Below are 24,897 nucleotides of genomic sequence, written 5' to 3' on the forward strand. Positions count from 1 at the left end.
TGTAGCAGCTGCCGAGCCTGCGAGGCTGCGTTCGGTGGCGAAGCCGCCGCCGGGCAAAACTGCGAGGACTGCGTCCTCGAACGCAGCCTCGCAGGCTCGGCAGCTGCTACACGTGCTACAGCGATTAACGATGCATGATGATTTCAGGCAAACAACTCGCCTTGCAACTCATCCAGCAGCGCTTGAATGGCATCCAGCCGCTGCTGCGGATCATCAAGTTGCAGCAAATCAATCTTGTCCACTTCGGCGAACGGCAGCAGATAGGCAAGCTGATTCGCCAGAGACTGCTGACCGGTGGCTTCGGTGCCCATGTTCAATGCTTCAACCATCGGATGTTCGGCCAGGGCCTTGAGCAAGGCGACCAGATCGGCATCCTCATCCTGCAAAGGTTGTTCTGGCTCGTCTTCCAGCCACTCGACCTCGGCAATCGTCAACTGATCGCGCTGGACCTCCGTGCGCAACACATTGAAACGCCTTCCGCCCTGCACGCGAATACCCAGCAAGCCGTTTTCCTGCTGCTTGAAGTCAGTGATCAGTGCTTCACAGCCCACCAGTGCATAGCCCTCGGGGGCTAGACCGACCTCTTCGCCGTCGAGGATGCACACCACGCCAAAACCGCCGCCCTGCTTCATGCAGCGGCCGATCATGTCCAGGTAGCGCGCCTCGAAGATCTGCAAATCAAGAATGCAGCCGGGAAACAGCACTGTGTTCAGCGGAAAAAGCGGCAAGCTCATAGACATTTCCTTACACCACCATCGACACCGCCAACGGCAGGAACACCGCCGTGGCCACGCCCATCAGACTCATCGCCAACGCCGCGAAGGCGCCGCACTCTTCACTTTCCTGCATCGCCACCGCCGTGCCGACTGCGTGGGCGGTCATGCCCAGGGCCATGCCGCGGGCTTCGGCGCTGTGCACACCCAGTCGGGTCAGCAGGCTTGGCCCGAAGATCGCCCCGATCACGCCGGTGATCAGCACAAACACCGCCGCCAACGCTGCGACACCACCAATCTGCTCAGCCACCAACATGGCGATCGGCGACGTCACCGACTTCGGCGCCATCGTCATCAGGATCATGTGTTCGGCACCAAACCACCAGCCCAGCAACACGCCCATCCCCGTGGCGACGACACCGCCTATCACCAGCGTAGTAAATATCGGCCAGAACAACTGCCGAATCCGTCGCAGATTCAGGTAAAGCGGAACGGCCAGTGCAACCGTCGCCGGCCCTAGCAGGATGCTGAGAATCTCGGTGCTTTTGCGGTATTCGGCGTAGGTCAGACCACAACTTATCAATACACCGATCACCAACAGCATGGAGACCAGCACCGGCTGCAAAAAGATCCAGCGGGTTTTCTCGAACGCCGCCAACACCAACTGATAGGCGCCCAGCGTGATCCCGATACCAAACAACGGATGGTGAATTACCGACGCCCAGGCGCCGTGCCAATCGAAAATCATTGGCTGTCCTCGGGATGGGCGTGACGCTTGACCATGCGCTGCATCAGCACGCCGGCAAACGCCATGGACAGCAGGAGCGACAACACCAGGGCGCCAACGATGGCCCAGAAGTCAGCGGCAATGTCCTTGGCATACACCATCACGCCCACGGCCGGCGGTACCAGCAGCAGCGGCAGATAACGCAGCAGACTGCTGGCTGCCAGGTTCAGAGGTTCGCCCACCTGGCCACGGAATATCAGAAACACCAGCAGCAACAGCAGGCCGACGATAGGCCCCGGCAGCACCGGCAAAAACAGGTGATTGATCGCTGTGCCGAGCAATTGGAACAGCACCAGCCAGGTTAAACCTCGTAACAACATCCTTAAATCTCCTGCAGAACCCGTCCCCGCGGTAGCGGGCCGAGCATTATAAGCACGTCATCGCTATAGATCGGCATTCGCCAAAAGCATGGTCAGTTGACCTTGGCCCATTGCCATGTTGATCTAAAGTGGTAATTCGGGAGGTCAAATCCCCCCACCTAAAAACTATAAAACCGATGAACCCAAGGAGAGTCTCAATGCCCTATGTTCCCGTTGCAGAGCTCAAAGATTATGTCGGCAAGGAACTTGGATGTTCCGAATGGCTCACCATCGATCAGGAGCGCATCAACCTGTTCGCCGAAGCCACCGGGGATTATCAGTTCATCCACGTCGACCCGGTCAAAGCCGCGCAAACGCCTTTCGGCAGCACTATCGCCCACGGCTTCCTGTCGCTGTCACTGATCCCCAAACTGATGGAAGACATCCTCGTCCTGCCTGAAGGCCTGAAGATGGTGGTCAATTACGGCCTCGACAGCGTGCGGTTCATTCAACCGGTCAAGGTCAACTCCAAAGTAAGACTCAAGGTCGAACTGAGCGAAGTCAACGAGAAGAAACCCGGCCAATGGCTGCTCAAAGCCACCGCCACGCTTGAGATTGAAGGCTCGGACAAGCCGGCGTACATCGCCGAACCACTGTCACTCTGCTTCGTGTAAACCATCCCGGATGCGAAGCAGCTCATGCTGTTTCGCGCCCCCTCTCTATATATAAGTGATAGAGCTGCGGCATACTCGGTCGCCTAATTGCCCGGATCCCGCTATGCGCTCGATTGCCCTCCTCGCCTTGACCCTGATGCTGACCGCTTGCGGCGACGGTGAATCACTGTTGCCGCCTGACGCTCGTCTCCCGGACGGTGGGCGTTATCGCGGCGATCTGGTCAACGGACTGCTGCAAGGCCAGGGTCGCATCGACTACCCGAACAGCAGCTGGTACGCCGGCGAGTTCGACAAAGGGCAATGGCATGGCCAGGGGGAATGGCACGGTAGCAACGGCGAGGTCTATCGCGGGCAATTCAATCAAGGCCTGTTCGACGGCCAGGGCACGCTGACCACCAACGGCAGCAGCTACACCGGCGGGTTCAAGGCGGGTCGGCGGGACGGCGAAGGCACCCTCAAAGAAAACGGCATGACCTACCGTGGCGAATTCAAGGCCGACCAGTATTCCGGGCTCGGTCGACTCGAACTCGACGACGGCAGTTCGTATCAAGGTCAGTTCGCGCACGGCAAACCCAACGGTGAAGGTCAGCGCGGCGACGCCAGCGGCAATCAATTCACCGGGCATTTCGTCGACGGACAGCTGGAAGGCAACGGAACATTCAACAGTGCTGACGGCGACATTTATGTCGGCAGCTTCAAAAACAATCAATTGCACGGCAAGGGTCGCTACGAAAATGCCGACGGCGATGTCTGGCTTGGGCAATTCAAGGAAGGATCGCTGAACGGCAAGGGCGAGTTGATCGGCGCCGACGGCAGCCATTACATCGGCCACTTCAGCGACTGGCGCTTTAGCGGCGCAGGTCGACTGAACCTGCCAGACGGCAGTTTCTACATTGGCCAGTTCGACAACGACAGTTACTCGGGCCGCGGCACCCTGGTATTGACCGACGGCACCGTGCAAAGCGGCACCTGGATCAATGGCCAGCGAGTCCGCGACGCCGACGGCAAGCTGCTGCCCGACAGCCTCGAACTCGGTCTTTTGGCCCAAGGCCGCTTGCTCGAAGAAACGCTGGCCAGCGTGCCCGCCTCGACCCCGGCGATCGAACTCTACACCTTGACCCTCGGCGGTGATGGCAAGCAGAGCGTGTTCCTGCGTGAATCCGACTATGTCAGCAACATGCTCAGCAGCCGCTTTGGTGCTTATGGTCAGATTCGCCTGGTGAACCATCGCGACCATCTCGTCGATCGGCCGATGGCCACCCGGGAAAACCTGCGCCGCGCCGCCGCGACACTGGCCGAACGCAGTGGACCGGAAGATTTGATCTTCATCTACCTGACCAGCCACGGCAGCAGTGAGCACGAACTGGTGCTCGACCAGCCACGCATGGAGCTGTCAGACCTGCCGGCCGACGAACTCGCCGCCGTGCTGGCCCCGCTGAAAAACCGCGACAAGATCATTGTCATTTCGTCGTGCTATTCCGGTGGTTTCATCCCGATGCTCAAGGATGAACGCACCCTGATCATGACGGCGTCCCGCGCCGACCGTGTGTCGTTCGGATGCTCGGAAGAAGCCAACTTCACCTACTTCGGTGACGCCCTGTTCGCCCAGGCACTGAACCAGACAGACGACCTTGAACAGGCGTTCAAGCTGGCCAAGGCTACGGTGGCCGAGCGTGAGCTCGCAGACAACTTCGAGGCCTCTGAACCGCAGATATGGGCGCCGAAGACGGTCCTGTCCCACTGGCAGTTGTTGCGTAAACAACAAGCACGCAAGGCACTGCAAAGTGTCTCTATCAGCAGCAAGGATGCAAAGAGCAACTAAGCTGAACAGTATCAAGGGAGAAACACTATGTACTTGACGCCTCAGCACGTACTGCTTGCCGGAGCTACCGGGTTAACCGGTGAACACCTGCTTGACCGCCTGCTTAACGAACCCACGATTACCCGGGTTTTGGCCCCTTCACGCCGACCATTGGCCAAACATCCCCATCTGGAAAACCCCGTCGGCGACCCGGCCGTGTTCCTGCCACAACTCAACGGCCGCGTAGACATTGCCTACTGCTGCCTGGGCACCACAATCAAACAGGCCGGCTCGGAAGAGGCGTTCCGCGCAGTGGACCTGGACATGGTGGTGGCCTTCGCCAAACGTGCCCGAGAGATGGGTGCACGACACCTGATCGTGATCAGCGCGCTGGGGGCCGACCGCAGATCCTCGGTTTTCTATAACCGGGTTAAAGGCGAAATGGAATACGCCCTGCGTGAGCAAAACTGGCCGCAACTGACCATTTGTCGCCCATCACTGCTGCTGGGTGATCGTCTGGAACCGCGTTTCGCCGAGAAAGTGGCAGGCCCTTTGTCTCGACTGATCCCGGGTAAATATCACGGCATCGAAGCTTGTCAGCTGGCCCGCGCAATGTGGCGGTTGGCATTGGAAGAGCAGGATGGGGTGCGGGTGGTTGAATCGGATGAACTGAGGAAGCTGGGCAAATAACCTGTGGTGTCCGGGCGGACACCTTCGCGGGCAAGCCCGCTCCCACAAGGACAACGCGTCCCCCTGTGGGAGCGGGCTTGCCCGCGATAGGCACGACACCGATTTAGAACCGAGCGCTACAACCCACCCGTCGCCTGAAAACCCACGCCGAGCACCGTCAACACAGACAACGGCAACAACAGCGTATCGAGCAGCGCACTCGCCGGCAGATCAATACCCGGATAGCTCGGTGCCTCAGCGCCAAAGCGGTCCATCGCACAGCAACCGCCGTTCATGGCATACAAATCCAGTCGAGTCCCTGAGTACACAACCGGAGCCCCTGGCTTGGCGGCATCCAGCGTGCGCGCCGTGGCACAGCCCGCCAATTGCAACGCCAGGATAATCATCAGCAGTCTATTCATCGCTGGTCAAATGGTGCTCACCCCAACGCGGCAACATGTCCTGGGGAATGTTCAGCAGATTGAGGATCCGCGCCACCACGAAGTCGATCAGGTCATCGATGGTCTGTGGCTGATGGTAGAAGCCCGGCGACGCCGGCAAAATCGTCACGCCCATGTTCGACAACTTGAGCATGTGCTCCAGATGAATGCTCGAATACGGCGCCTCACGCGGCACCAGAATCAACTGGCGGCGCTCCTTCAACGTCACGTCGGCGGCACGCTCGATCAAGTTGTTGCAGGCTCCCGTCGCGATTGCCGACAAGGTCCCGGTCGAACAGGGCACGACCACCATCGCCGCCGGTGCGCCAGAACCAGAGGCCACGGGTGACATCCAGTCTTCCTTGCCGTACACGCGAATTTGCCCGGCGGCAGCGCCGGTGTATTCGGTGAGGAAGGCCTGCATCATCTGGGTTTTGGGTGGCAGCAAAACGTCCGTTTCAGTGGCCATCACCAGCTGCGCGGCCTTGGAAATGAGGAAGTGCACCTCGCGGTCCTCGCGCACCAGGCAGTCCAGCAGGCGCAAACCATACTGGGCGCCCGAAGCGCCGGTCATTGCCAGCGTGATGCGTTCCGGACCGTTGTTCATTGCAGGGCCTCGGCGAGTTTGCCGTGCAGGCCGCCGAAGCCGCCATTGCTCATGATCACCACGTGAGTGCCTGGCTGGGCCTGGCTTTTCACGCGCTCGATGATGCCTTCCAGCGTATCGCTGACGATCGAGGGCACGGTGCACAGCGCGGCAGTGCCCGCCAGATCCCAACCGAGGTTGGCCGGCGCGTACCAGATCACCTGATCGGCATCGTTCACACTTTCCGGCAAGCCATCGCGGTGCGCGCCAAGCTTCATGGAGTTGGAGCGGGGTTCAATGATCGCAATCAGCGGAGCGTCACCGATGCGCTTGCGCAGGCCATCGAGCGTCGTGGCAATCGCAGTCGGGTGGTGAGCGAAGTCGTCGTAAATAGTAATGCCACGGACTTCGGCAACTTTCTCCATCCGACGCTTCACGCTTTTGAATGCGCTCAATGCAGCAATCCCCATGGACGGGACAACACCGACATGCCGCGCCGCAGCTAACGTCGCCAGCGCGTTGGCAACGTTGTGCTGACCGGTCATGTCCCACTCGACCACGCCTTGAACCACACCTTCGAACATCACTTCGAAGGCAGAACCGTCTTCGCTGAGCAACTTGACCTGCCACTGACCACCCGCACCGGTGGTTTGAACCGGCGTCCAGCAACCCATTTCGATCACTCGCTGCAACGCGGGCTCGGTGGTCGGATGGATCACCAGGCCTTCGCTGGGAATGGTGCGCACCAGATGATGGAATTGGCGCTCGATTGCCGGAAGATCCGGGAAGATGTCCGCATGATCGAACTCAAGATTGTTCAGGATCGCGGTGCGCGGACGGTAGTGAACAAACTTCGAGCGTTTGTCGAAGAAGGCACTGTCGTATTCATCCGCTTCAATCACGAAGAACGGTGTGTCACCCAGTCGCGCCGACACCGAGAAATTTTGCGGGACACCACCGATCAGGAAGCCCGGGCTCATGCCAGCGTGCTCCAGTACCCAGGCCAGCATGCTGCTGGTGGTGGTCTTGCCATGAGTGCCAGCGACGGCCAGCACCCAGCGGCCTTGCAGCACGTGATCCGCCAGCCATTGCGGGCCGGAAACGTAAGGCAGGCCTTTGTTCAGTACATACTCTACGGCCGGGTTGCCGCGGGACATGGCGTTGCCAATCACCACCAGATCCGGTGCCGGATCCAGTTGGGATGGGTCGTAGCCCTGGGTCAGCTCAATGCCTTGAGCCTCAAGCTGAGTGCTCATCGGCGGATAGACGTTAGCATCGGAACCCGTTACGTGATGGCCCAGCTCTTTGGCCAGAACCGCCATCGAACCCATGAAAGTGCCGCAGATACCAAGAATATGAATGTGCATAGTCGACCTCGTAAAACATGGCCGCAGGTTAGCGTAGGGTGGGGAAATTCGCACCTTTGTTTCAGGCTGATCGCTCCTAAAGGTTCGTGCACATGATCGTTCCCACGCTCCGCGTGGGAATGCAGCCCGGGACGCTCCGCGCCCTATCCCGGGCCGAACGCGGAGCGCCCGCGGAGGCATTCCCGCGCAGAGCGTGGGAACGATCGGTTACGCGGAACGGGCAATGCCATGTTTACGCAGCTTTCTATAGAGCGTGTTGCGACTAACACCCAGCAGCTCAGCGGTATGCGTCATATGCCACCGCTGTTGCTCCAACGCATTCAACAACGCCAACCGCTCGGCATCCTCCAGCGGAAACTCCGAGGACTCTTCAACCGCCGACACCGCCTCAGGCCGAACCTGCCGAATCATCACAGGCAAATCGTCCAGACCGATTCGTCCGCCGTCACACAACGCAGCCAGCGTGCGCAGCACGTTACGTAACTGTCGAACGTTACCGGGCCAGGCGAAATCCAGCAGCGCCTGTCGCGCCAGTCCGTCGATGACCACCGTTTCCCCACCAGTTTCTTCCGCCAGCAAAAAGTCGAGTAATTCTGATTTATCGGTTCGCTCGCGCAACGCCGGCAACGCGACCTCCAGCCCATTGAGCCGGTAATACAAATCCTCGCGGAAACTGCCGTCCTGCACCCGCTCCATCAAATTGCGGTGAGTGGCGCTGATGATCCGCACGTTAACCGACTCCGGCTCACCACCGATCGGCACCACCTGCCGATCTTCCAGCACTCGTAACAGCCGCGTTTGCATGGCCAGCGGCATGTCGCCGATTTCATCGAGGAACAGCGTGCCGCCATCGGCCTGCTGCAACTTGCCGCGCATGCCTTCCTTGCGTGCGCCCGTGAAGCTGCCGCCGCGGTAACCGAACAATTCACTCTCGATAAGGCTTTCCGGAATGGCCGCGCAGTTGAGGGCCACGAACGCTTTTTCAGCCCGCTGACTGGCGTTGTGCACGGCCTTGGCGAACGCTTCCTTGCCGGAGCCGGTTTCGCCATTGATCAACAGCGGCACGTCCCGCTCGAAGACTCGCAAGGATTTTCGGAAGTCTTCCTGCAGCGATGCATCGCCAAGACAAATGCCGGACAAGCGTGGACGGTCGGCAATGATCGGGCGCTGCACCACGGGCGTCGGGATGCTGCGGGGTTGTCCGCGCAGCAACGCAAACAAGTGCCGCCCGTCACGCGTGCGCAACGGCCAACTCGCACTGGCGTTGATGCTGGCGCGGCCGAGCAGTTCATCCAGCGAGCAGTCGAAAAACGCCTCGACCGGCTTGCCCAGCAGTCCGCCGCGTACATGCCCCAACAGATTCAAGGCACTTTGGTTGACGGCGCTGATCCGCCCTTCCCCGTCGAACGCCAGCAACCCTTCGCTGAACAGCCCGACGGATTCGGCCTGCAGGTGAAAACGCAACAACCATTGGTTGTCGAAGTAGCGCAGGAAATAGCAGCTTTCGATCATCTTTGCCGAAAGATTGACCAGGGCCATGGTATGGAACTGGCTCTGGCGCGAGACGTCGTGACGCGCGGAAGACACGTCCAGCACGGCCAGCAGTTCGCCATGCGGATCGAAGACCGGGCTGGCCGAACAGGTCAAACCGGTGTGGCGACCACGAAAGTGTTCGTCCTGGTGAATGGTCAGTGACTGCCGCTCCACCAGGCAGGTGCCGATACCATTGGTGCCTTCGCAGGCTTCGCTCCAGTCGGCGCCCAGCCACAGGCCGGCGCGTTCGAAAATCTTCCGCTCGGTGGGGGCCGTGACGCAATTGAGGATGACGCCGCGAGCGTCGGTCAGCAGCACCGCATGTCCGGCGCCGGAAAGTTGCTGATGGAGACTGGTCATTTCAGTGCCGGCGATCTGCAGCACTTGCTGCAAACGTTCGCGGCTTTCCAGGACGCGGCCGTGTTCCAGCACGGTCGGCGCAATCGTCAAGGCCGGGTCGAGGTGATAATCCTCAAGACAACGCAGCCAGGAACGGGCGATGGACGGGTCACTGCCAGGACCGCGCAGACGGGATTTCCCCTGGGTCACGGTCAAGACTTGCTGGGCATGGCGACTTAAATGGTTGTCGTGCATTTTGTTGTTCTTCTCCCTGCCGGGTCTGGTTCGCCCCGTGTAGCAGCTGCCGAAGGCTGCGTTCGGCTGCGGTGCAGTCGTAAAACCGTATTCGATATTTCCATGCCAAACCGAGGCGAGTGCTTCGCACTCGAACGCAGCCTTCGGCAGCTGATACAGACAGCGTGTGGCCGAGCATCCTCCAGCCCGGCGAGTATTGCAATGCTCGCAAGACTGCCTGGTCACACACTGCGCCACAACCGGTACAAACTGTCACACGCGCTGTACCGATACCGTCACAGACGCCGCCCGCCCGTCCGACTGAAACCCGGCAATCCCTTGATTTGACTGACCTCAAAGGCAGTGGCCCGACCTTTGCTCTACGCTTATAACAAGCGCACATGCGCTCTCCCTTATAAGCACAAAAGCCAAGGAGAAATCACTATGCGTTACGCTCACCCCGGTACTGAAGGCGCTATCGTTTCGTTTAAAAGCAAATACGGTAACTACATCGGCGGCGAGTTCGTCGCGCCTGTTAAAGGTCAGTACTTCACCAACACTTCGCCAGTGAATGGCCAACCCATTGCCGAATTCCCACGCTCCACGGCCGAAGACATCGACAAAGCCCTGGACGCTGCCCACGCCGCAGCAGACGCTTGGGGCAGCACTTCTGTCCAGGCACGCTCGCTGGTGCTGCTGAAGATTGCCGATCGTATCGAGCAGAACCTGGAACTGCTGGCGATCACCGAGTCCTGGGACAACGGCAAAGCCGTTCGCGAAACCCTGAATGCCGACATCCCGCTGGCTGCCGACCACTTCCGCTACTTCGCCGGTTGCATCCGCGCGCAGGAAGGCAGTGCCGCCGAGATCGATGGCAACACCGTGGCCTATCACATCCATGAACCGCTGGGCGTGGTCGGTCAGATCATTCCGTGGAACTTCCCGATCCTGATGGCGGCCTGGAAACTCGCCCCGGCGCTGGCCGCCGGAAACTGCGTGGTGCTCAAGCCTGCCGAGCAAACGCCGCTGGGCATCACCGTGCTGATGGAACTGATCGGCGACCTGCTGCCGCCGGGCGTGCTCAACGTGGTGCAAGGCTATGGCAGAGAGGCCGGCGAGGCGCTGGCCACCAGCAAACGCATCGCCAAGATCGCTTTCACAGGTTCCACTCCGGTGGGCTCGCACATCATGAAATGCGCCGCCGAAAACATCATCCCGTCCACCGTGGAGCTGGGTGGCAAGTCGCCGAACATCTTCTTCGCCGACATCATGCAGGCTGAAGAAACCTTCATCGAAAAAGCCGCCGAAGGCTTGGTATTGGCGTTCTTCAACCAGGGCGAGGTTTGCACCTGTCCTTCCCGCGCACTCGTGCAAGAGTCGATCTACGACGACTTCATGAAAGTGGTGATGAAGAAGGTCCTGTCGATCAAACGTGGCGACCCGCTGGACACCGACACCATGGTCGGCGCCCAGGCGTCCGAGCAGCAATTCGACAAAATCCTTTCGTACCTGGAAATCGCCAAGGGCGAAGGCGCCGAGCTGCTGACGGGTGGCAAGGTCGAGAAACTCGAGGGCAACCTGTCGACGGGGTATTACATCCAGCCGACCCTGCTCAAGGGCACCAACAAAATGCGCGTGTTCCAGGAAGAAATCTTTGGCCCGGTGGTGAGCATCACCACCTTCAAGGACGAAGCCGAAGCCCTGGCCATCGCCAACGACACCGAGTTCGGCCTGGGTGCCGGCCTCTGGACCCGCGACATCAACCGCGCCTACCGCATGGGCCGCGCCATCAAGGCCGGTCGCGTCTGGACCAACTGCTATCACCTGTACCCGGCGCACGCCGCATTCGGTGGTTACAAGAAGTCCGGCGTCGGTCGTGAAACCCACAAAATGATGCTCGATCACTATCAGCAGACCAAAAACCTGCTGGTGAGCTACGACATCAATCCGCTGGGCTTCTTCTAAACGTCTGCCACGAGCAGGCCTCCTCTCCTACGGGGGAGCGGCGGTGCGACGATTCGACTTGCTCGCGATAGCGCTCGTCCATTCAACACTCAGGTGAATGACAAACCGCATTCGCGAGCACGTTCGCGCCCGTAAGGGAGCCTTCGCACTACCCGGCAACTTGGCCGGCCAAAACAATAAAAACAGGTGAACTCTTATGCCCAGCGAACCTACGCCCGCTCCGGCGGCCGGCTCCTCTGTCGACTTCGAAAAAGTCGGCTCCGATTATTTCCAGCAACGTGAATTGAAAAAAGGTGCAGCAGGCTGGGTCCTGCTGGTGGGCCTGGGGGTGGCTTATGTCATCTCCGGCGACTACGCGGGGTGGAACTTCGGCCTGGCCCAAGGTGGCTGGGGCGGGATGTTTCTTGCCACGCTGCTGATGGCGACCATGTACTTGTGCATGTGTTTTTCCCTTGCTGAGTTGTCCTCCATGATTCCCACCGCGGGTGGCGGCTACGGTTTTGCCCGGAGCGCCTTCGGCCCCTGGGGCGGATTTCTGACCGGGACGGCGATCCTGATCGAATACGCCATCGCCCCGGCAGCGATTGCCGTGTTTATCGGTGCCTACTGCGAGTCGTTGTTCGGCATCGGTGGCTGGATGATCTACCTGGCCTTCTACATCATCTTTATCGGCATCCACATATTCGGTGTCGGCGAAGCGCTGAAACTGATGTTCGTGATTACCGCCGTAGCCGCCCTGGCACTGGCCGTTTTCCTGGTGTCGATGGTGCCGCACTTCAGCGTCGCCAACCTGCTGGACATCCCGGTCACCGAGGCCAAGGGCGCGAGCAGCTTCCTGCCGTTTGGCTATGTCGGCGTGTGGGCAGCCATTCCTTACGCGATCTGGTTCTTCCTGGCTGTCGAAGGCGTGCCACTGGCCGCGGAAGAAACCAAAAACCCGAAACGCGACCTGCCTCGCGGCCTGATCGGCGCCATGCTGGTGCTGGTGAGTTTTGCGCTGCTGATTCTGGTGATCGGGCCCGGTGCGGCTGGCGCCAATGCACTGCTGACATCCGGTAACCCGCTGGTTGAAGCATTGAGCAAAGCCTATGGCGGCTCGACCTGGATGGGCAGCTTCGTCAACCTCGTGGGCCTGGCGGGCCTGATCGCCAGTTTCTTCTCGATCATCTACGCCTACTCACGGCAGATCTTTGCCTTGTCCCGCGCCGGCTATCTGCCACGCAAACTGTCGGAAACCAACAAAAGCAAGGCGCCGGTGCTGGCGTTGATCATTCCCGGGATCATCGGTTTCGGGTTGTCGCTGACCGGTCAGGGCGACTTGCTTATTCTGGTGGCCGTGTTCGGCGCAACCATCTCCTACGTCCTGATGATGGCCGCGCACATTACGCTGCGTATTCGTCGCCCCAAAATGGATCGGCCTTACCGTACACCGGGCGGCATCTTCACTTCTGGTGTAGCGTTGGTATTGGCGTGCATCGCTGTCGTGGCAGGATTTCTGGTGGATCCGCGAGTGGTGATTGGTGCAGCGGTCATCTATGGAGTGTTAATTGCTTACTTCGCTTTCTACAGTCGGCATCACTTGGTAGCAGGCACGCCCGAAGAAGAGTTCGCGGCGATTCAGGCCGCTGAAAAAGCCTTGCACTAACAGCCGCAAATCACGGCGCAGGCCTGGTCTGCGCCGTCACGGAGAATCTGTATGGCTAGTTTTGCTCACACGGTCGGCAACCAGACCTATCGCTTCGAGAGCCTCAAGGACGTCATGGCCAAGGCCAGCCCTGCGCGGTCCGGGGATTTCCTGGCAGGCGTCGCCGCCCTCAACGATGGTGAACGGGTGGCCGCGCAGATGGCCCTGGCTGACATACCGCTGAGTCATTTCCTACAGGAAGCGCTGATTCCTTACGAGGACGATGAAGTCACCCGCCTGATCATCGACACCCACGATAAACAGGCTTTCGTCGTGGTCAGCCACCTCACCGTCGGCGGTTTTCGCGACTGGCTGCTCAGCGATGCCGCTGACGAGCAAAGCCTGCGCGCACTCGCCCCCGGGCTGACCCCGGAAATGGTGGCCGCCGTTTCAAAGATCATGCGCGTGCAGGATCTGGTGCTGGTGGCGCAGAAAATCCGCGTGGTGACCAAGTTTCGCGGCACGATGGGCCTGCGCGGCCGCTTATCCACCCGTCTGCAGCCCAACCACCCCACGGATGAGCCCGCCGGCATCGCCGCGAGCATTCTTGACGGTCTGTTGTATGGCAACGGCGATGCAATGATCGGCATCAACCCGGCCACCGACAACATCGCCTCGATCTGCGCAATCCTGGAAATGCTCGATGCCGTCATCCAGCGCTACGACATTCCTACACAGGCTTGCGTGCTGACTCACGTCACGACGTCCATCGAAGCGGTGAACCGCGGCGTGCCACTGGACCTGGTGTTCCAGTCCATCGCGGGCACCGAAGCGGCCAACGCCAGTTTCGGCATCAACCTGAACATACTTCAGGAAGGCTACGACGCGGGGTTGAGCCTGAATCGCGGCACCCTGGGCCAGAACCTGATGTATTTCGAGACGGGCCAGGGCAGCGCTTTGTCCGCCAACGCCCACCATGGCATTGATCAACAGACCTGCGAAACCCGAGCCTACGCCGTCGCGCGACATTTCAAACCGTTTCTGGTGAATACCGTCGTAGGGTTTATCGGTCCCGAATACCTCTACAACGGTAAACAGATCATCCGCGCCGGCCTTGAAGACCACTTCTGCGGCAAGTTGCTGGGTGTGCCCATGGGTTGCGATATCTGTTACACCAATCACGCCGAAGCGGACCAGGACGACATGGACACCCTGCTGACGCTGCTTGGCGTGGCAGGGATCAACTTCATCATGGGCATCCCCGGCTCCGACGACATCATGCTCAACTACCAGACCACCTCGTTCCATGACGCGCTCTATGCGCGGCAAACCCTGGGTCTGAAACCGGCGCCGGAGTTCGAGCAATGGCTGGCCAAAATGGGCATCTTCACCCAGGCGGATGGCAAGGTTCAGTTTGGCAACAACCTGCCGCCGGCATTCCGCCAAGCCTTGGCGCAACTGGGATGATCGTTGATATGGATAAACCACCCGTCGATCCGCAAAACCCTTGGCTGGAGCTGCGCCGACTGACACCGGCGCGGATTGCACTCGGTCGAACCGGCACCAGCATGCCCACCAGTGCGCAGCTGGATTTCCAGTTTGCCCACGCCCAGGCTCGAGACGCCGTGCACCTGCCGTTCGACCATGCCGGTCTTGGCGCACAGCTGGCCGAACGCGGGCGTGAGAGCGTGCTGCTGCACAGCGCAGCCACTGATCGCAACAGCTATTTGCAGCGTCCGGATCTGGGCAGGAAGCTCAGTGACGAGTCGGCGCAGACGCTGCGAGATTATGCACAAGCCCATCCCGGCGGGGTGGATCTGGCGATTGTCGTCGCCGACGGGTTATCGGCACTGGCGGTTCATCGCCACACGATGCCCTTTCTGGAGCGCATGGAAGAGCAGATCACGGCTGAAGGCTGGTCCGTGTCGCCGGTGATCCTGGTTGAACAGGGCCGCGTGGCCGTCGCCGACGAGATCGGCGAGCGACTGGGCGCAAAAATGGTCGTCATCCTGATCGGCGAACGCCCCGGACTCAGCTCGCCAGACAGCCTGGGACTGTATTTCACCTACAACCCAAAGGTCGGCCTGACGGATGCCTACCGCAACTGCATCTCCAATGTCCGGCTGGAAGGATTGAGCTATGGAATGGCGGCGCACCGTCTGCTGTATCTGATGCGTGAAGCGTGTCGGCGGCAGCTGTCAGGGGTCAATCTGAAGGACGAAGCCCAAGTGCAGATGCTGGAAACGGAGCCAGGCGTGGAGATGAAAAGTAACTTCCTGCTGAGCCCGCCCGAAGCCTGAACCGTTTCCGCATTGCGTTTGAATGCGGATTTCAGGCAGGATCGACGCACGGCTGCCCGAGTGAGAACCGTTCGCCGTCAGAGCACGTGAAGACAGCCACTTGAAGACGAGACCTATCGATGCGGATTATTCAAGCGACCCTCGAACACCTGGACCTGCTGACCCCGTTGTTCGTCAAATATCGGGAGTTTTATGGCTCCCTGCCGTATCCGGACTCGTCCCGGGCGTTCCTTGAGAAACGCCTGCGCCGCAAGGAGTCGGTGATCTACCTGGCACTGTCCGATGAGGACAACAACAGGCTGATGGGTTTTTGCCAGCTGTACCCGAGTTTTTCATCGCTTTCACTCAAACGCGTGTGGATCCTCAACGACATCTACGTTGCCGAAGATGCCCGCCGTCAACTGGTCGCCGATAACCTGATTCGTACCGCAAAAAAAATGGCCAAGGACACCAATGCCGTGCGTATGCGCGTGTCCACCAGCAGCGACAACGAAGTCGCGCAGAAAACCTACGAATCGATCGGATTCAAGGAAGACACCGAGTTCAAGAACTACGTACTGCCGATCAGCGACGAGCTTTAAGCCTCATCGCCTGTAGGAGCAAAGCTTGCTCGCGATAGCTGTGTATCAGCAGCGGATACGCTTAATGACATGACACACCGCTATCGCGAGCAAGCTTTGCTCCTGCTGAAAAAGCAAAAAGCACCGTCCGTCTCCGCGACATCCCCCGCTACAAACTCGACGCGCTTTTCAGTTGTCTGTCCGTATAATGCCGACCTTTCCGGCTTGTAAGAAAAACTACACCCGTCTGTAGCCTTTCGCGAAGTCAACCGCACAGGCCTGCAGAGTCGGGCCGTCACCACAGGTGCTTTCCATGGATTTCAACCCGCTTGACCTCATCTTGCATCTCGATGTTTACCTCGACATGCTGGTCACCAATTACGGGCCATGGATCTACGCCATTCTGTTTCTGGTGATTTTCTGCGAGACCGGTCTGGTCGTGATGCCTTTCCTGCCGGGTGATTCCCTGCTGTTTATTGCGGGCGCCGTCGCGGCGGGCGGAGGCATGGATCCGGTATTGCTGGGCGGGCTGCTGATGCTGGCCGCGATACTCGGCGACAGTACCAACTACGTGATCGGACGAACGGCCGGAGAACGCTTGTTCAGCAACCCGAACTCGAAAATCTTTCGCCGTGACTACCTGCAACAAACCCACGACTTCTACGACAAACACGGCGGAAAAACCGTGACCCTGGCGCGCTTCCTGCCGATCATTCGGACCTTTGCGCCGTTCGTCGCCGGCGTTGCAAGAATGCCCTACCCGCGTTTCTTCGGTTTCAGCGTCCTCGGCACGATCCTCTGGGTCGGCGGCCTGGTGACCCTCGGTTACTTCTTCGGCAATGTACCGTTCATCAAGACCAACCTGTCGCTGCTGGTCGTCGGCATCATTCTCCTGTCCTTGGTGCCCATGATCATCGGTGTGGCACGCAGCCGCTTTGGCGGTTCGAACTCGAAAGCCCAACCGCGCTGATCACCGATGTGGTCCCTTAGCGCCTGGCGTCGCCAGCGCATCCTGGCCAGACACCCGATTGCCGACGACATGTGGCAACGGGTGCGTCACCACCTGAGTTTTCTCGACGGCATCACCGCTGCCCAAGACCAGTGGTTGCGCGAAGCCAGCGTACTGTTCCTCGAAGACAAACACCTGACCGCCCTGCCCGGCGTGGAACTGCACCAGGAACAACGCCTGTTGCTGGCGGCCCAGGCGCAATTGCCACTGCTGAACCTGGGCGATTTGAACTGGTATCAGGGTTTCCACGAAATCGTGCTCTACCCCGACGACTTTCTCAGCCCTCAGCGTCATCGAGATGCCAGCGGCGTCGAACACGAGTGGGATGGCGAGCACAGCGGCGAAGCCTGGCAGCAAGGCCCGATCATCCTCGCCTGGCCCGGCGTGATGGCCAGCGGCGGCTGGGAGGGCTATAACCTGGTCATCCACGAACTGGCGCACAAGCTGGACATGCTCAACGGTGACGCCAACGGCCTCCCGCCGCTGCATGCCGACATGCGGATCAGTGACTGGGCGAAGGTCATGCAGGACGCCTACGACGATCTCGATCAGCAACTGGAGCGTAATCCCGACGCCGAAACCGCCATTGATCCGTACGCAGCGGAAAACCCGGCAGAGTTCTTCGCCGTCACCAGCGAATACTTTTTCAGCGCCCCGGATTTGCTGCACGAGGCTTATCCACAGGTCTACGAGCAGCTGAAGCTTTTCTATCGGCAGGATCCTTTGGACAGGCTGCGGCAACTTCAGGCCAATGACCCGGTCTATCAGGCACACGACTAAGGTCTCTACGACCCTGTCGCGCATGGCATCGGCGGCGGAATATGCCTATAATCGCCGCCACTTTTTGGTCAATCCGGCCAAGTGTTTTTGGTCAACTAACGGGGGCACCGCCCAATGAGCTACAGCAAGATTCCGGCTGGCAAAGACCTGCCGAACGACATCTACGTCGCGATCGAGATTCCGGCCAACCACGCGCCGATCAAATACGAAATCGACAAAGACAGCGATTGCCTGTTCGTTGACCGTTTCATGGCCACCCCGATGTTCTACCCGGCCAACTACGGTTTCATCCCGAACACCCTGGCTGACGACGGTGATCCCCTCGACGTGCTGGTTGTAACCCCTTACCCGGTTGCTCCAGGTTCGGTCATCCGCGCTCGTCCAGTCGGCATCCTGAACATGACCGACGACGGCGGCGGCGATGCCAAAGTCATCGCAGTACCCCATGACAAGCTGTCTCAGCTGTACGTGGACGTGAAGGAATACACCGATCTGCCACCGCTGTTGCTGGAACAGATCAAGCACTTCTTCGAGAACTACAAAGATCTCGAGAAAGGCAAATGGGTGAAGATCGAAGGTTGGGGCGACGCTGAAGCTGCCCGCGCCGAGATCATGAAGTCGGTTGCAGCCTACAAAGGCTGAGAAGCTCCAGGCTTCTAGCAACAGGCATCAAGAAAAACCCCGGTTGATCCGGGGTTTTTTGTAGACGCCTATAAATCACCATAAACGTTTCGTTTAACCCGCATCCGTTTTGGTTTTTTCTTGTTTAATTTCCCTACATTACGTCTTACATCCGGTCGTAAAATTCCCTCGATATTTGAACGGCTCGTTGATTCAAAGCCCTGCCCCGCGACATTAGACTCGCGTTTATGAAAAAGAATAAAACCTGCGGTAAACGATTCAAGGTTCTCCTCAAAGAGGCGAAAATCTCGACGACGGCATTTGCCGATTTCTTGAACATCCAACAGGCTCAAAACGTTCACAACTGGTACACCCGCGGCGTGCCCGAATACCGTATGGAAGAAGTCGCCAGAATTCTGTCCGTTAAAAGCGAGTGGCTGAAAACCGGCGAAGGTCAAAAAGACGCCAAGGAACTGCGACTGACCGACGAGTCCGGCAATGCCCTGGATGCCCAAACGATCCGTGGCTCCTACCGGGTGATCGAGCCAACCGATGTCGAACTGCATTTCTATAAAGAAGCACCCATCACGCCCGGCGCCACCAAAACCCATGTCATCAAAGATCCCGGCCAAACCATCCGCCTGCCCCGCAGCGATCTCGATTCCCTGGAAATCAAACACATCGACGCCATCTGCGTTCGCATGACAGGCAACAGCATGGCCGAAAAAATTGACGACGGCTCCATCGTCGCCATAGACCGGGGACTGACGCAAATTATCGATGGCGAGATTTACGCGATAGAGCATGACGGCATGCTGTTGATCCGCTACCTGTATCGGGTACCGGGCAATGCGATACGCATGCGCAGCCACAACAACAGCCGATACCCGGACGAAGTCTTTCGCCCACCGCAAATTGATGATGAAAATATACGCGTCATAGGGTGGGTGTTCTGGTGGTCGACCCTGAACAAACGACGACCGCCCATTCCATTCTTGTAAGCGGGTTCTGTAGCAACTGGTACAGGTTGTGTCCGGTAGATCGCCGAACGCAGGCTTCGCCAGCTGCTACAGATTAGCGTGAACGAGCAATCACCCACATCAAGCTGGGAATTGCGTAAAAAAATCAGTATGCTGCGCCCCACATTTGCGCATCGACCCTCCCAGAGGCTCAGATCGCACCGACCAGGCAGATGATTTTCTCGCCGAGTCCCACAGCCGGACGCAAGATCCGGGTGTACGTTTTGAAGGCTGGCGCGGTTTACCAAAAATGAATCAAGCCAGTCCCCGAGAAGCCGGCCACAAGCCGGCTTTTTAATTGTCCGAAATAATCCTATCCCATCCAAGAGCCCACCTGATAGCCTAGCTAATACAGGGGGTTTAGGCATCCCCTTGTCCAATGGCGCTCAACGCCATTTGACCTCATCCGACGATGAAGTGGGGGGACAAGTGGGGGGACAAAAAGGACGACTGGGGAAATCCAATGGGTAAGCTGAATCCGAAACAAGTCGAAAACCTGACCGAACCTGGCACCTATGAGGATGGTGACGGACTAAGGTTGGTCGTCAAATCTACCGGACGTAAATCCTGGCTACTTCGCTTCCAACTGGCAGGCCGTCGCAGAGAAATGGGCCTGGGTTCATTCCCAGAAGTAGGCCTCAAGAAAGCCAGGCAAGAAGCCAGTGCTAAACGCAGCCAATTGAGCGACGGTATAGATCCTCTAGCTGCTCGCGACATTGAGCGCGCTGCCCAGCTCGAAGCACAACGAACCAGCGAGGCGAAGCAGCTGAAGTTCGAGACGCTCGCGAAAGAATACTGCGAAGCACATGGGGGCGCCTGGTCAGAAAAGTGGCGTAAAGGCTGGCTACGGAAACTGGAGCTGTATGCTTTTGACCACATCGGCAAGTTGTCAGCCGAGAAGATCGGTACTCCACAGGTCCTCAAGGTGTTGCAACCCATCTGGGCCGCCAAAACCAGAACCGCCGACGAAGTACGTGGCCAGATTGAACAAGTTCTGGACGCTGCCAAGGCACGCAACCTGCGAGAGGGTGAGAACCCCGCTCGCTGGCGTGGGCACTTAGACAATCTGTTGAGTCGTGCTGAAAAGAAAAAGGCTCGAAAGCGTGAGCACTTTGATGCTTTGCGGTGGCAGGACGTGCCAGCATTGATGGCCAAACTCAGTACAAACACAACGCCAGCGTCCTTGGCAGCCCAACTGCTGATCATGACCAGCGCACGCGCCCATATGGTGAGGTTCGCGCGCTGGGATGAGTTTGACCTGGAAGCTGGCACTTGGTCTCTGCCAGATGAGCGCATGAAGATGCGAGTGGCCTTTGTAATCCCACTTGCCGATCAAGTCATGGTGCTGGTTCAAAGCATTCCAAGAACACCTGAAAGCCCTTTCCTCTTCCCTGGTCAAGGCAAGACAGGAGTGATGCACGCGAATGCTATACGCACCCTTCTGCATGGCATGAAATATGACCACATCACTCGGCACGGTTTTCGTTCTTCATTTCGAGATTGGTCAGGTGAGTGCACAAATTTTCCTCGCGAAGTCTGCGAGATGGCGCTCGCTCATGACGAGCGCGACCAAACCGAGGGAGCCTACTCTCGCACTGACTTTCTCGACAAGCGACGCGCCCTGATGACCGGATGGGCTAATTACTTGACCTCTAAGGAGCCGCCGCAAGCAATCACTCATGAGCAGCAGGCAGCCAAAGTGTAATGATGGCGCTTACGGGCAACGCAGCTACCACAACTTTGAGAAAGCCCATGATAAAAATAGATACCCGCTTGTACGAGAGCATCACATGCCCACGCCAGCTCGGAGATTCTCCGCAATCTAAGCATCGCTGCTACCCTGTCGCTTCAATTTCCAGGATAGGAATGTGATTGTGTCGTTCCGGAATTACAGCGAGACAAACCCAGAAAGGCCTAATTTAGGCACTTTGAAGATGCTGCTCACTCAAGCTAAAAATGTCGTAGAGAGCGTGTTCAATCAGCTAGGAACCCCTCCACCTGCACGAAATCAACAATTGCAGGCGCTGTATGAAAGGATGGGCAGTTTTGAGATCCAGCCTCACCAGGACAAACAAGTCGATCTGATTATCCGACAGGGCCAGGTCGCGATTGAAGAACAGTTGATTGAGCATGCCGACACTGCCCTTCGTCAAGCAGTCTATGTGCAGTTTATCCACGACAAACACCTGCCACCACAGAGTACGTCGGGCCCAACCGCCGCCTATGAGCATCACTTACAGGAAATGATCACGGCCTTGATGCTGGCCAATCGTCACCTGGCGATGCTAGAAGCACTCAAGAACCTAGAGGGCAAACACTATGGTGTACGCGCGGCCCGGGGAGGCCACGCTAAAAACCAGCAACCCTCCAGCAAGATGACTTCCCAACTTATTCGCACCATGGTCAAGGGCATGCTCTACAACAAACCTGACCTCGCGAATAGTAATAAGACCGAAGTAGCCGATGCGATGGCCACGCGCATTTATAAAGCCAACCGCGAATTTGAAATGCTTGATATCACTAATATCAACGATTTGAAGCATGAGGTTCGCGAACTTCTGTTCGACTTTGCCAACATCGGTAAACGCGGCAACCGGCGGCAGACAGACCGCCAAAGACTCGGGCATATCCTGCGTCATTCATTTCCCACGCGAGATACGGAAGAAGCGCGCCAGATGGATGTCGACGCAGCACGCACCAGGGGGCGGATTGAAGGAGTGAGAACAGCGTTAGCTCTGCAACTTAAGCAGCGCTTTGGAGCGCTGCAGGGGTCAGCAATTGAAAAGCTGGAGACCACTGACGACCTGGATCAACTGCAAATCTACCTGGAGCGGCTAACAGAGGCCCGGTCTATAGATGACGTCATCCAGAACAGCGAATGAACGATATTTATCTAAATGAAAACGCCACCATGATGGATGGTGCTCTCGATGCACACGAAACGGCAAGTCTTGCACTAGCTCTGTAACGAGTTACGCCTACGGGCTACTAATTAATGATCGAGAGGCGGGATAAATAGGCATCAGAGCAATCCACCGGGAGCCATCTCGGCACCACAAGACTTCTTGGGCGCCGCCCCCCCCCCTAAAGTGAAGTCGTCAAAGGAGTCAGAACACTTCTAGTATTCATTTTGCTCATCGAGTGCTCAGGAAATATATCAAGGTATGTGACATTTTTAGACTTTGACAGCAAAACCTTTCCTTGCGCCCAAAGCACCTCAATAGCAGGGTCCAGCCGCTTTAATTTTCGCAACTGACTGGGCCCCCTTTGTAGAATTGAGTTCTTCACCACAAACCTCTCGCCGGCCTCTCGCTTTAACTGCAACCAAGCATCCAACTCCTGGGCATCGACCTCTTCTTGAGGCGGCGATGAAAACATCCGTAAAAACTCGTCAGAGTACCAAAAGCAAACTTCGATAGCTGCCTCCAAGGTTTCCACAGCTATTTCTCCATCTTTTTTTTCGAAGAAATGAAATATAGCAGCGACTCTGGCGATATTATCTGCCAACTTGGACGCATGATCCCCCATACCAAAATATCGCCCTCCCGGTCTAATCTGCGCCTCCACCCCATTAAAAATACTGACCCACCGGTGAATCGCCGCCTGAGAAAACCTAACCACCAACTTCGGCTTCTTGGGGTCAGCTAGAAACTCAACACTGTTCTTAAGTATCTCGCCGACGCGCTCAGAAAACCTGTCACAACAATCCCAAGGCGCGGCGCCTTCCGTAATAAACCGAGTCCCCTGAGTAGACTCTGGACTGCAAACCAAAAACCTCGCCCACAAGCCAGACCCACGTGATTTTTCACCGTTTTTCTCCATATAGCTAAAAAATGAACTTTCTTGAACCATTAACGATACCGTCAACCGCCCTCTGACTTCATAACTTTCAGCCGACACACGATCAACCGTTATGGCATCCCCGCTCCATAGCGCATTCTGTTTTGAGAGGTCATTGAATGCCTTACCCGTCAGCACGCCACCGCCCTCACTGGAGATAAGTCCAGCTACTGGAATGTTCTGGTGCAAGCCAAGAAACAACGCCTCTGACGTAGCATCTTCGTACAGCAACTTGAAGCGCCTAGGTTTGATCGGCGTACAGGCTTGATGCTCCATGAGTTGTTTATCCGGATCACCCCCCTCCGCTTGATCCAATAGAAGAGCTTCTTTCAAGATAGCCTTTCGACGAGCATCCCAGATCGACTGTTTCGCACGCCAATCAGAGAGCTCTGATTGATAAATCACATCCATCTCATCCTGAAAGCGCCGAACTCCTCCCATAAATACATTCTCTGCGGTCGACTTTCGCTCCCCAGAGTTGGCCACCGTGAGCACCATTAGTGATACCGGACCGATTTGGCCATTTGGTTTACAGACATCAATTGAACCTTGAGCCGCAGTCGCCATGGCTGGCAACGCAGCTGAATAAATAAGTGCTCGCGGGGCCATTATATTGCGCTCAGCTTCATCTACTGCGGCCCCGATAATCGGCAAAGCCATAGACCTTGGAAATGCTCGACCTGGAACAGGAAGCCAACTTGACACACCATTAGAAAAACTCATAAACCACCCCTCTCAAGAATTCACGCTGTAAACATTTCGGCTTTCTGCAATTCGGGACTCAATCCACCGACAAACATCTTCCTCAATCCAACCTACAGCTGACGCCCCCAACTTAATCGGTCTGGGAAAACTGCAGTCGTACCTGGGCGACATTGGATTTAAGCGATCGTAGATGGTCGACGTACTCAGCCCGAGACGCTCTCGCAACTGCCGCATGCGCAAAATTCTTAGCATTAGTTTATTACTGTTTTCTTTGATCATTTCTACACCCTCTTCGGCTACGGATTCGATGAGAAGGACTTTAAAGCCCCTGCCACCCCTAGTCGTCGAAGGTGCTAAACGCCACATCCACCCTAAGCAGATCTATAGACATCACCGTGCATTTGTGCTTGTCGATTTCACCCCGTCGAATCTGCCAGGGTCTACTGCAGCTGCTATTTTTGCTATTAGTAGCAAAAATAGCAGCCACACTCCCCCCTACCTCCGCTCAAGACTCCCTTTCGGCTGCACCCTTCGCGTGAATCATTCAGCAGCCATGAGCCGCCTGCTGGTCAATCCATTGCAGTAGTAAGGCCCTACCAGGTCCGCTTGGCTGTCGTCGACCCTGCTCCCAGTCCTGCAGCGTGCGAGAGCTGATCCCCAACTGTTTGGCGAGCGCCTGCTGGGTTAGCTTCAGTCGTTGACGTAAACAACATACTTGCCTGAGGACGTCTGAAGATATCGAGCGGTCCTGTGTGGGATTATGTTGTCTCCTTGGCCCTTGCTGAGGAAGTTGCTTCAAGAATTCAGAGTTAGCCGTTGTAAAAGTAGATAAGGGAAATACGGAGCTTACAGGCGCAGGCGGCTGCACTGCCTCTTGCGAACGTACCTGTGACTGACTTTCATACTCAGGGTGCCGAGTGAGAAACTCACGACGCCAATGCTCGCTGTAGCTCATGCGAAAGACTCCTTTTCTAGTGATAAACAGTGCGGCAATGCCGCACCATAGAATAGGCATATTGAACACTCTCAGCC

At 57.6% G+C, this 24,897-nt stretch carries 24 protein-coding genes; 14 read left to right on the forward strand and 10 right to left on the reverse strand.

The features are described from left to right. Positions 1-143: 143 nt before the first annotated feature. The 3 genes from H7698_RS22540 to H7698_RS22550 are packed head-to-tail and all read right to left on the reverse strand — an operon-like array spanning position 144 to position 1,820. The gene (locus tag H7698_RS22540) at positions 144-734 is read right to left on the reverse strand and encodes an LON peptidase substrate-binding domain-containing protein (protein ID WP_162441208.1); all 591 of its coding nucleotides are present in this window, start codon (positions 732-734) and stop codon (positions 144-146) included. Between the two features lie 10 nt (positions 735-744). Continuing rightward, complete coding sequence (locus tag H7698_RS22545) at positions 745-1,461, reverse strand: LrgB family protein (RefSeq protein ID WP_194692865.1); 717 nt, start codon at positions 1,459-1,461, stop codon at positions 745-747. Continuing rightward, the gene (locus tag H7698_RS22550; protein ID WP_162439584.1) at positions 1,458-1,820 is read right to left on the reverse strand and encodes a CidA/LrgA family protein; all 363 of its coding nucleotides are present in this window, start codon (positions 1,818-1,820) and stop codon (positions 1,458-1,460) included. The genes H7698_RS22545 and H7698_RS22550 overlap by 4 nt, the downstream gene beginning before the upstream one ends. A gap of 197 nt (positions 1,821-2,017) precedes the next feature. Between H7698_RS22550 and H7698_RS22555 the strand changes: the two genes are divergently transcribed. From H7698_RS22555 to H7698_RS22565, 3 genes are all read left to right on the forward strand, one after another. Beyond that, the gene (locus tag H7698_RS22555; RefSeq protein ID WP_162439585.1) at positions 2,018-2,473 is read left to right on the forward strand and encodes a MaoC family dehydratase; all 456 of its coding nucleotides are present in this window, start codon (positions 2,018-2,020) and stop codon (positions 2,471-2,473) included. A 103-nt stretch (positions 2,474-2,576) separates the two neighbouring features. After that, positions 2,577-4,295 (forward strand): C13 family peptidase, encoded by a 1,719-nt coding sequence (locus tag H7698_RS22560; RefSeq protein ID WP_194692866.1) that lies wholly within the window; start codon positions 2,577-2,579, stop codon positions 4,293-4,295. A 27-nt stretch (positions 4,296-4,322) separates the two neighbouring features. Continuing rightward, the gene (locus tag H7698_RS22565) at positions 4,323-4,964 is read left to right on the forward strand and encodes an oxidoreductase (protein WP_162439587.1); all 642 of its coding nucleotides are present in this window, start codon (positions 4,323-4,325) and stop codon (positions 4,962-4,964) included. A 116-nt stretch (positions 4,965-5,080) separates the two neighbouring features. Here H7698_RS22565 and H7698_RS22570 read toward each other — a convergent pair whose 3' ends face one another. The 4 genes from H7698_RS22570 to H7698_RS22585 form a co-directional block, all read right to left on the reverse strand. Beyond that, positions 5,081-5,365 (reverse strand): YceK/YidQ family lipoprotein, encoded by a 285-nt coding sequence (locus H7698_RS22570; protein WP_162439588.1) that lies wholly within the window; start codon positions 5,363-5,365, stop codon positions 5,081-5,083. Continuing rightward, the gene (gene ubiX / locus H7698_RS22575) at positions 5,358-5,990 is read right to left on the reverse strand and encodes a flavin prenyltransferase UbiX (protein ID WP_194692867.1); all 633 of its coding nucleotides are present in this window, start codon (positions 5,988-5,990) and stop codon (positions 5,358-5,360) included. Before ubiX ends, H7698_RS22570 begins: the two co-directional genes overlap by 8 nt. Continuing rightward, positions 5,987-7,336: a UDP-N-acetylmuramate:L-alanyl-gamma-D-glutamyl-meso-diaminopimelate ligase gene (gene mpl / locus H7698_RS22580; protein ID WP_194692868.1), complete on the reverse strand. Its 1,350-nt coding sequence runs from the start codon at positions 7,334-7,336 to the stop codon at positions 5,987-5,989. Before mpl ends, ubiX begins: the two co-directional genes overlap by 4 nt. A gap of 207 nt (positions 7,337-7,543) precedes the next feature. Further along, positions 7,544-9,463, reverse strand: coding sequence for a sigma-54-dependent Fis family transcriptional regulator (locus H7698_RS22585; RefSeq protein ID WP_194692869.1), 1,920 nt, complete (start codon positions 9,461-9,463; stop codon positions 7,544-7,546). 423 nt (positions 9,464-9,886) lie between these two features. Between H7698_RS22585 and exaC the strand changes: the two genes are divergently transcribed. The 11 genes from exaC (at position 9,887) to H7698_RS22640 (ending at position 22,202) form a co-directional block, all read left to right on the forward strand. Further along, positions 9,887-11,407, forward strand: coding sequence for an acetaldehyde dehydrogenase ExaC (gene exaC / locus H7698_RS22590; protein WP_194692870.1), 1,521 nt, complete (start codon positions 9,887-9,889; stop codon positions 11,405-11,407). 196 nt (positions 11,408-11,603) lie between these two features. Further along, positions 11,604-13,052 carry an ethanolamine permease gene (gene eat, locus H7698_RS22595; protein WP_194692871.1) on the forward strand — a complete coding sequence of 483 codons (1,449 nt, stop codon included), beginning with the start codon at positions 11,604-11,606 and terminating at the stop codon, positions 13,050-13,052. Between the two features lie 51 nt (positions 13,053-13,103). Next, entirely contained in the window at positions 13,104-14,498 is a 1,395-nt protein-coding gene (locus tag H7698_RS22600) for an ethanolamine ammonia-lyase subunit EutB (RefSeq protein ID WP_194692872.1), read from the forward strand. After that, positions 14,495-15,331, forward strand: coding sequence for an ethanolamine ammonia-lyase subunit EutC (gene eutC / locus H7698_RS22605; RefSeq protein ID WP_442966319.1), 837 nt, complete (start codon positions 14,495-14,497; stop codon positions 15,329-15,331). Before H7698_RS22600 ends, eutC begins: the two co-directional genes overlap by 4 nt. Before the next feature lie 119 nt (positions 15,332-15,450). Beyond that, positions 15,451-15,912, forward strand: a complete 462-nt coding sequence (locus H7698_RS22610; RefSeq protein WP_162439595.1) for a GNAT family N-acetyltransferase — start codon at positions 15,451-15,453, stop codon at positions 15,910-15,912. Positions 15,913-16,204: 292 nt separating this feature from the next. Then, positions 16,205-16,861: a DedA family protein gene (locus H7698_RS22615; protein WP_162439596.1), complete on the forward strand. Its 657-nt coding sequence runs from the start codon at positions 16,205-16,207 to the stop codon at positions 16,859-16,861. A gap of 6 nt (positions 16,862-16,867) precedes the next feature. Continuing rightward, positions 16,868-17,680, forward strand: coding sequence for a zinc-dependent peptidase (locus H7698_RS22620; RefSeq protein WP_194692874.1), 813 nt, complete (start codon positions 16,868-16,870; stop codon positions 17,678-17,680). Between the two features lie 114 nt (positions 17,681-17,794). Further along, positions 17,795-18,322 carry an inorganic diphosphatase gene (ppa, locus tag H7698_RS22625; RefSeq protein WP_162439598.1) on the forward strand — a complete coding sequence of 176 codons (528 nt, stop codon included), beginning with the start codon at positions 17,795-17,797 and terminating at the stop codon, positions 18,320-18,322. 227 nt (positions 18,323-18,549) lie between these two features. Continuing rightward, complete coding sequence (locus H7698_RS22630) at positions 18,550-19,302, forward strand: S24 family peptidase (protein WP_194692875.1); 753 nt, start codon at positions 18,550-18,552, stop codon at positions 19,300-19,302. Positions 19,303-19,783: 481 nt separating this feature from the next. Beyond that, the gene (locus H7698_RS22635) at positions 19,784-21,025 is read left to right on the forward strand and encodes a tyrosine-type recombinase/integrase (RefSeq protein WP_038448067.1); all 1,242 of its coding nucleotides are present in this window, start codon (positions 19,784-19,786) and stop codon (positions 21,023-21,025) included. 229 nt (positions 21,026-21,254) lie between these two features. After that, positions 21,255-22,202 (forward strand): hypothetical protein, encoded by a 948-nt coding sequence (locus H7698_RS22640; RefSeq protein ID WP_194692876.1) that lies wholly within the window; start codon positions 21,255-21,257, stop codon positions 22,200-22,202. A 202-nt stretch (positions 22,203-22,404) separates the two neighbouring features. Here H7698_RS22640 and H7698_RS22645 read toward each other — a convergent pair whose 3' ends face one another. The 3 genes from H7698_RS22645 to H7698_RS22655 all read right to left on the reverse strand — a co-directional run bounded on the left by H7698_RS22645 (position 22,405) and on the right by H7698_RS22655 (position 24,880). Further along, positions 22,405-23,883 (reverse strand): YfjI family protein, encoded by a 1,479-nt coding sequence (locus H7698_RS22645; RefSeq protein ID WP_038443611.1) that lies wholly within the window; start codon positions 23,881-23,883, stop codon positions 22,405-22,407. Between the two features lie 12 nt (positions 23,884-23,895). Further along, positions 23,896-24,231 (reverse strand): helix-turn-helix transcriptional regulator, encoded by a 336-nt coding sequence (locus H7698_RS31745; protein WP_327154184.1) that lies wholly within the window; start codon positions 24,229-24,231, stop codon positions 23,896-23,898. A gap of 178 nt (positions 24,232-24,409) precedes the next feature. Beyond that, positions 24,410-24,880 (reverse strand): helix-turn-helix domain-containing protein, encoded by a 471-nt coding sequence (locus H7698_RS22655; protein ID WP_327154186.1) that lies wholly within the window; start codon positions 24,878-24,880, stop codon positions 24,410-24,412. Positions 24,881-24,897: the final 17 nt, after the last annotated feature.

This window comes from Pseudomonas sp. p50(2008), assembly GCF_015351605.1.
Classification (GTDB): domain Bacteria; phylum Pseudomonadota; class Gammaproteobacteria; order Pseudomonadales; family Pseudomonadaceae; genus Aquipseudomonas.

Bases quoted from the DNA above. Each gene is read 5' to 3' on its own strand.
- H7698_RS22540 (WP_162441208.1), bottom strand. From the start codon at position 734: ATGAGCTTGCCGCTTTTTCCGCTGAACACAGTGCTGTTTCCCGGCTGC.
- H7698_RS22545 (WP_194692865.1), bottom strand. From the start codon at position 1,461: ATGATTTTCGATTGGCACGGCGCCTGGGCGTCGGTAATTCACCATCCG.
- H7698_RS22550 (WP_162439584.1), bottom strand. From the start codon at position 1,820: ATGTTGTTACGAGGTTTAACCTGGCTGGTGCTGTTCCAATTGCTCGGC.
- H7698_RS22555 (WP_162439585.1), top strand. From the start codon at position 2,018: ATGCCCTATGTTCCCGTTGCAGAGCTCAAAGATTATGTCGGCAAGGAA.
- H7698_RS22560 (WP_194692866.1), top strand. From the start codon at position 2,577: ATGCGCTCGATTGCCCTCCTCGCCTTGACCCTGATGCTGACCGCTTGC.
- H7698_RS22565 (WP_162439587.1), top strand. From the start codon at position 4,323: ATGTACTTGACGCCTCAGCACGTACTGCTTGCCGGAGCTACCGGGTTA.
- H7698_RS22570 (WP_162439588.1), bottom strand. From the start codon at position 5,365: ATGAATAGACTGCTGATGATTATCCTGGCGTTGCAATTGGCGGGCTGT.
- ubiX (WP_194692867.1), bottom strand. From the start codon at position 5,990: ATGAACAACGGTCCGGAACGCATCACGCTGGCAATGACCGGCGCTTCG.
- mpl (WP_194692868.1), bottom strand. From the start codon at position 7,336: ATGCACATTCATATTCTTGGTATCTGCGGCACTTTCATGGGTTCGATG.
- H7698_RS22585 (WP_194692869.1), bottom strand. From the start codon at position 9,463: ATGCACGACAACCATTTAAGTCGCCATGCCCAGCAAGTCTTGACCGTG.
- exaC (WP_194692870.1), top strand. From the start codon at position 9,887: ATGCGTTACGCTCACCCCGGTACTGAAGGCGCTATCGTTTCGTTTAAA.
- eat (WP_194692871.1), top strand. From the start codon at position 11,604: ATGCCCAGCGAACCTACGCCCGCTCCGGCGGCCGGCTCCTCTGTCGAC.
- H7698_RS22600 (WP_194692872.1), top strand. From the start codon at position 13,104: ATGGCTAGTTTTGCTCACACGGTCGGCAACCAGACCTATCGCTTCGAG.
- eutC (WP_442966319.1), top strand. From the start codon at position 14,495: ATGATCGTTGATATGGATAAACCACCCGTCGATCCGCAAAACCCTTGG.
- H7698_RS22610 (WP_162439595.1), top strand. From the start codon at position 15,451: ATGCGGATTATTCAAGCGACCCTCGAACACCTGGACCTGCTGACCCCG.
- H7698_RS22615 (WP_162439596.1), top strand. From the start codon at position 16,205: ATGGATTTCAACCCGCTTGACCTCATCTTGCATCTCGATGTTTACCTC.
- H7698_RS22620 (WP_194692874.1), top strand. From the start codon at position 16,868: ATGTGGTCCCTTAGCGCCTGGCGTCGCCAGCGCATCCTGGCCAGACAC.
- ppa (WP_162439598.1), top strand. From the start codon at position 17,795: ATGAGCTACAGCAAGATTCCGGCTGGCAAAGACCTGCCGAACGACATC.
- H7698_RS22630 (WP_194692875.1), top strand. From the start codon at position 18,550: ATGAAAAAGAATAAAACCTGCGGTAAACGATTCAAGGTTCTCCTCAAA.
- H7698_RS22635 (WP_038448067.1), top strand. From the start codon at position 19,784: ATGGGTAAGCTGAATCCGAAACAAGTCGAAAACCTGACCGAACCTGGC.
- H7698_RS22640 (WP_194692876.1), top strand. From the start codon at position 21,255: ATGCTGCTCACTCAAGCTAAAAATGTCGTAGAGAGCGTGTTCAATCAG.
- H7698_RS22645 (WP_038443611.1), bottom strand. From the start codon at position 23,883: ATGAGTTTTTCTAATGGTGTGTCAAGTTGGCTTCCTGTTCCAGGTCGA.
- H7698_RS31745 (WP_327154184.1), bottom strand. From the start codon at position 24,231: ATGTGGCGTTTAGCACCTTCGACGACTAGGGGTGGCAGGGGCTTTAAA.
- H7698_RS22655 (WP_327154186.1), bottom strand. From the start codon at position 24,880: ATGCCTATTCTATGGTGCGGCATTGCCGCACTGTTTATCACTAGAAAA.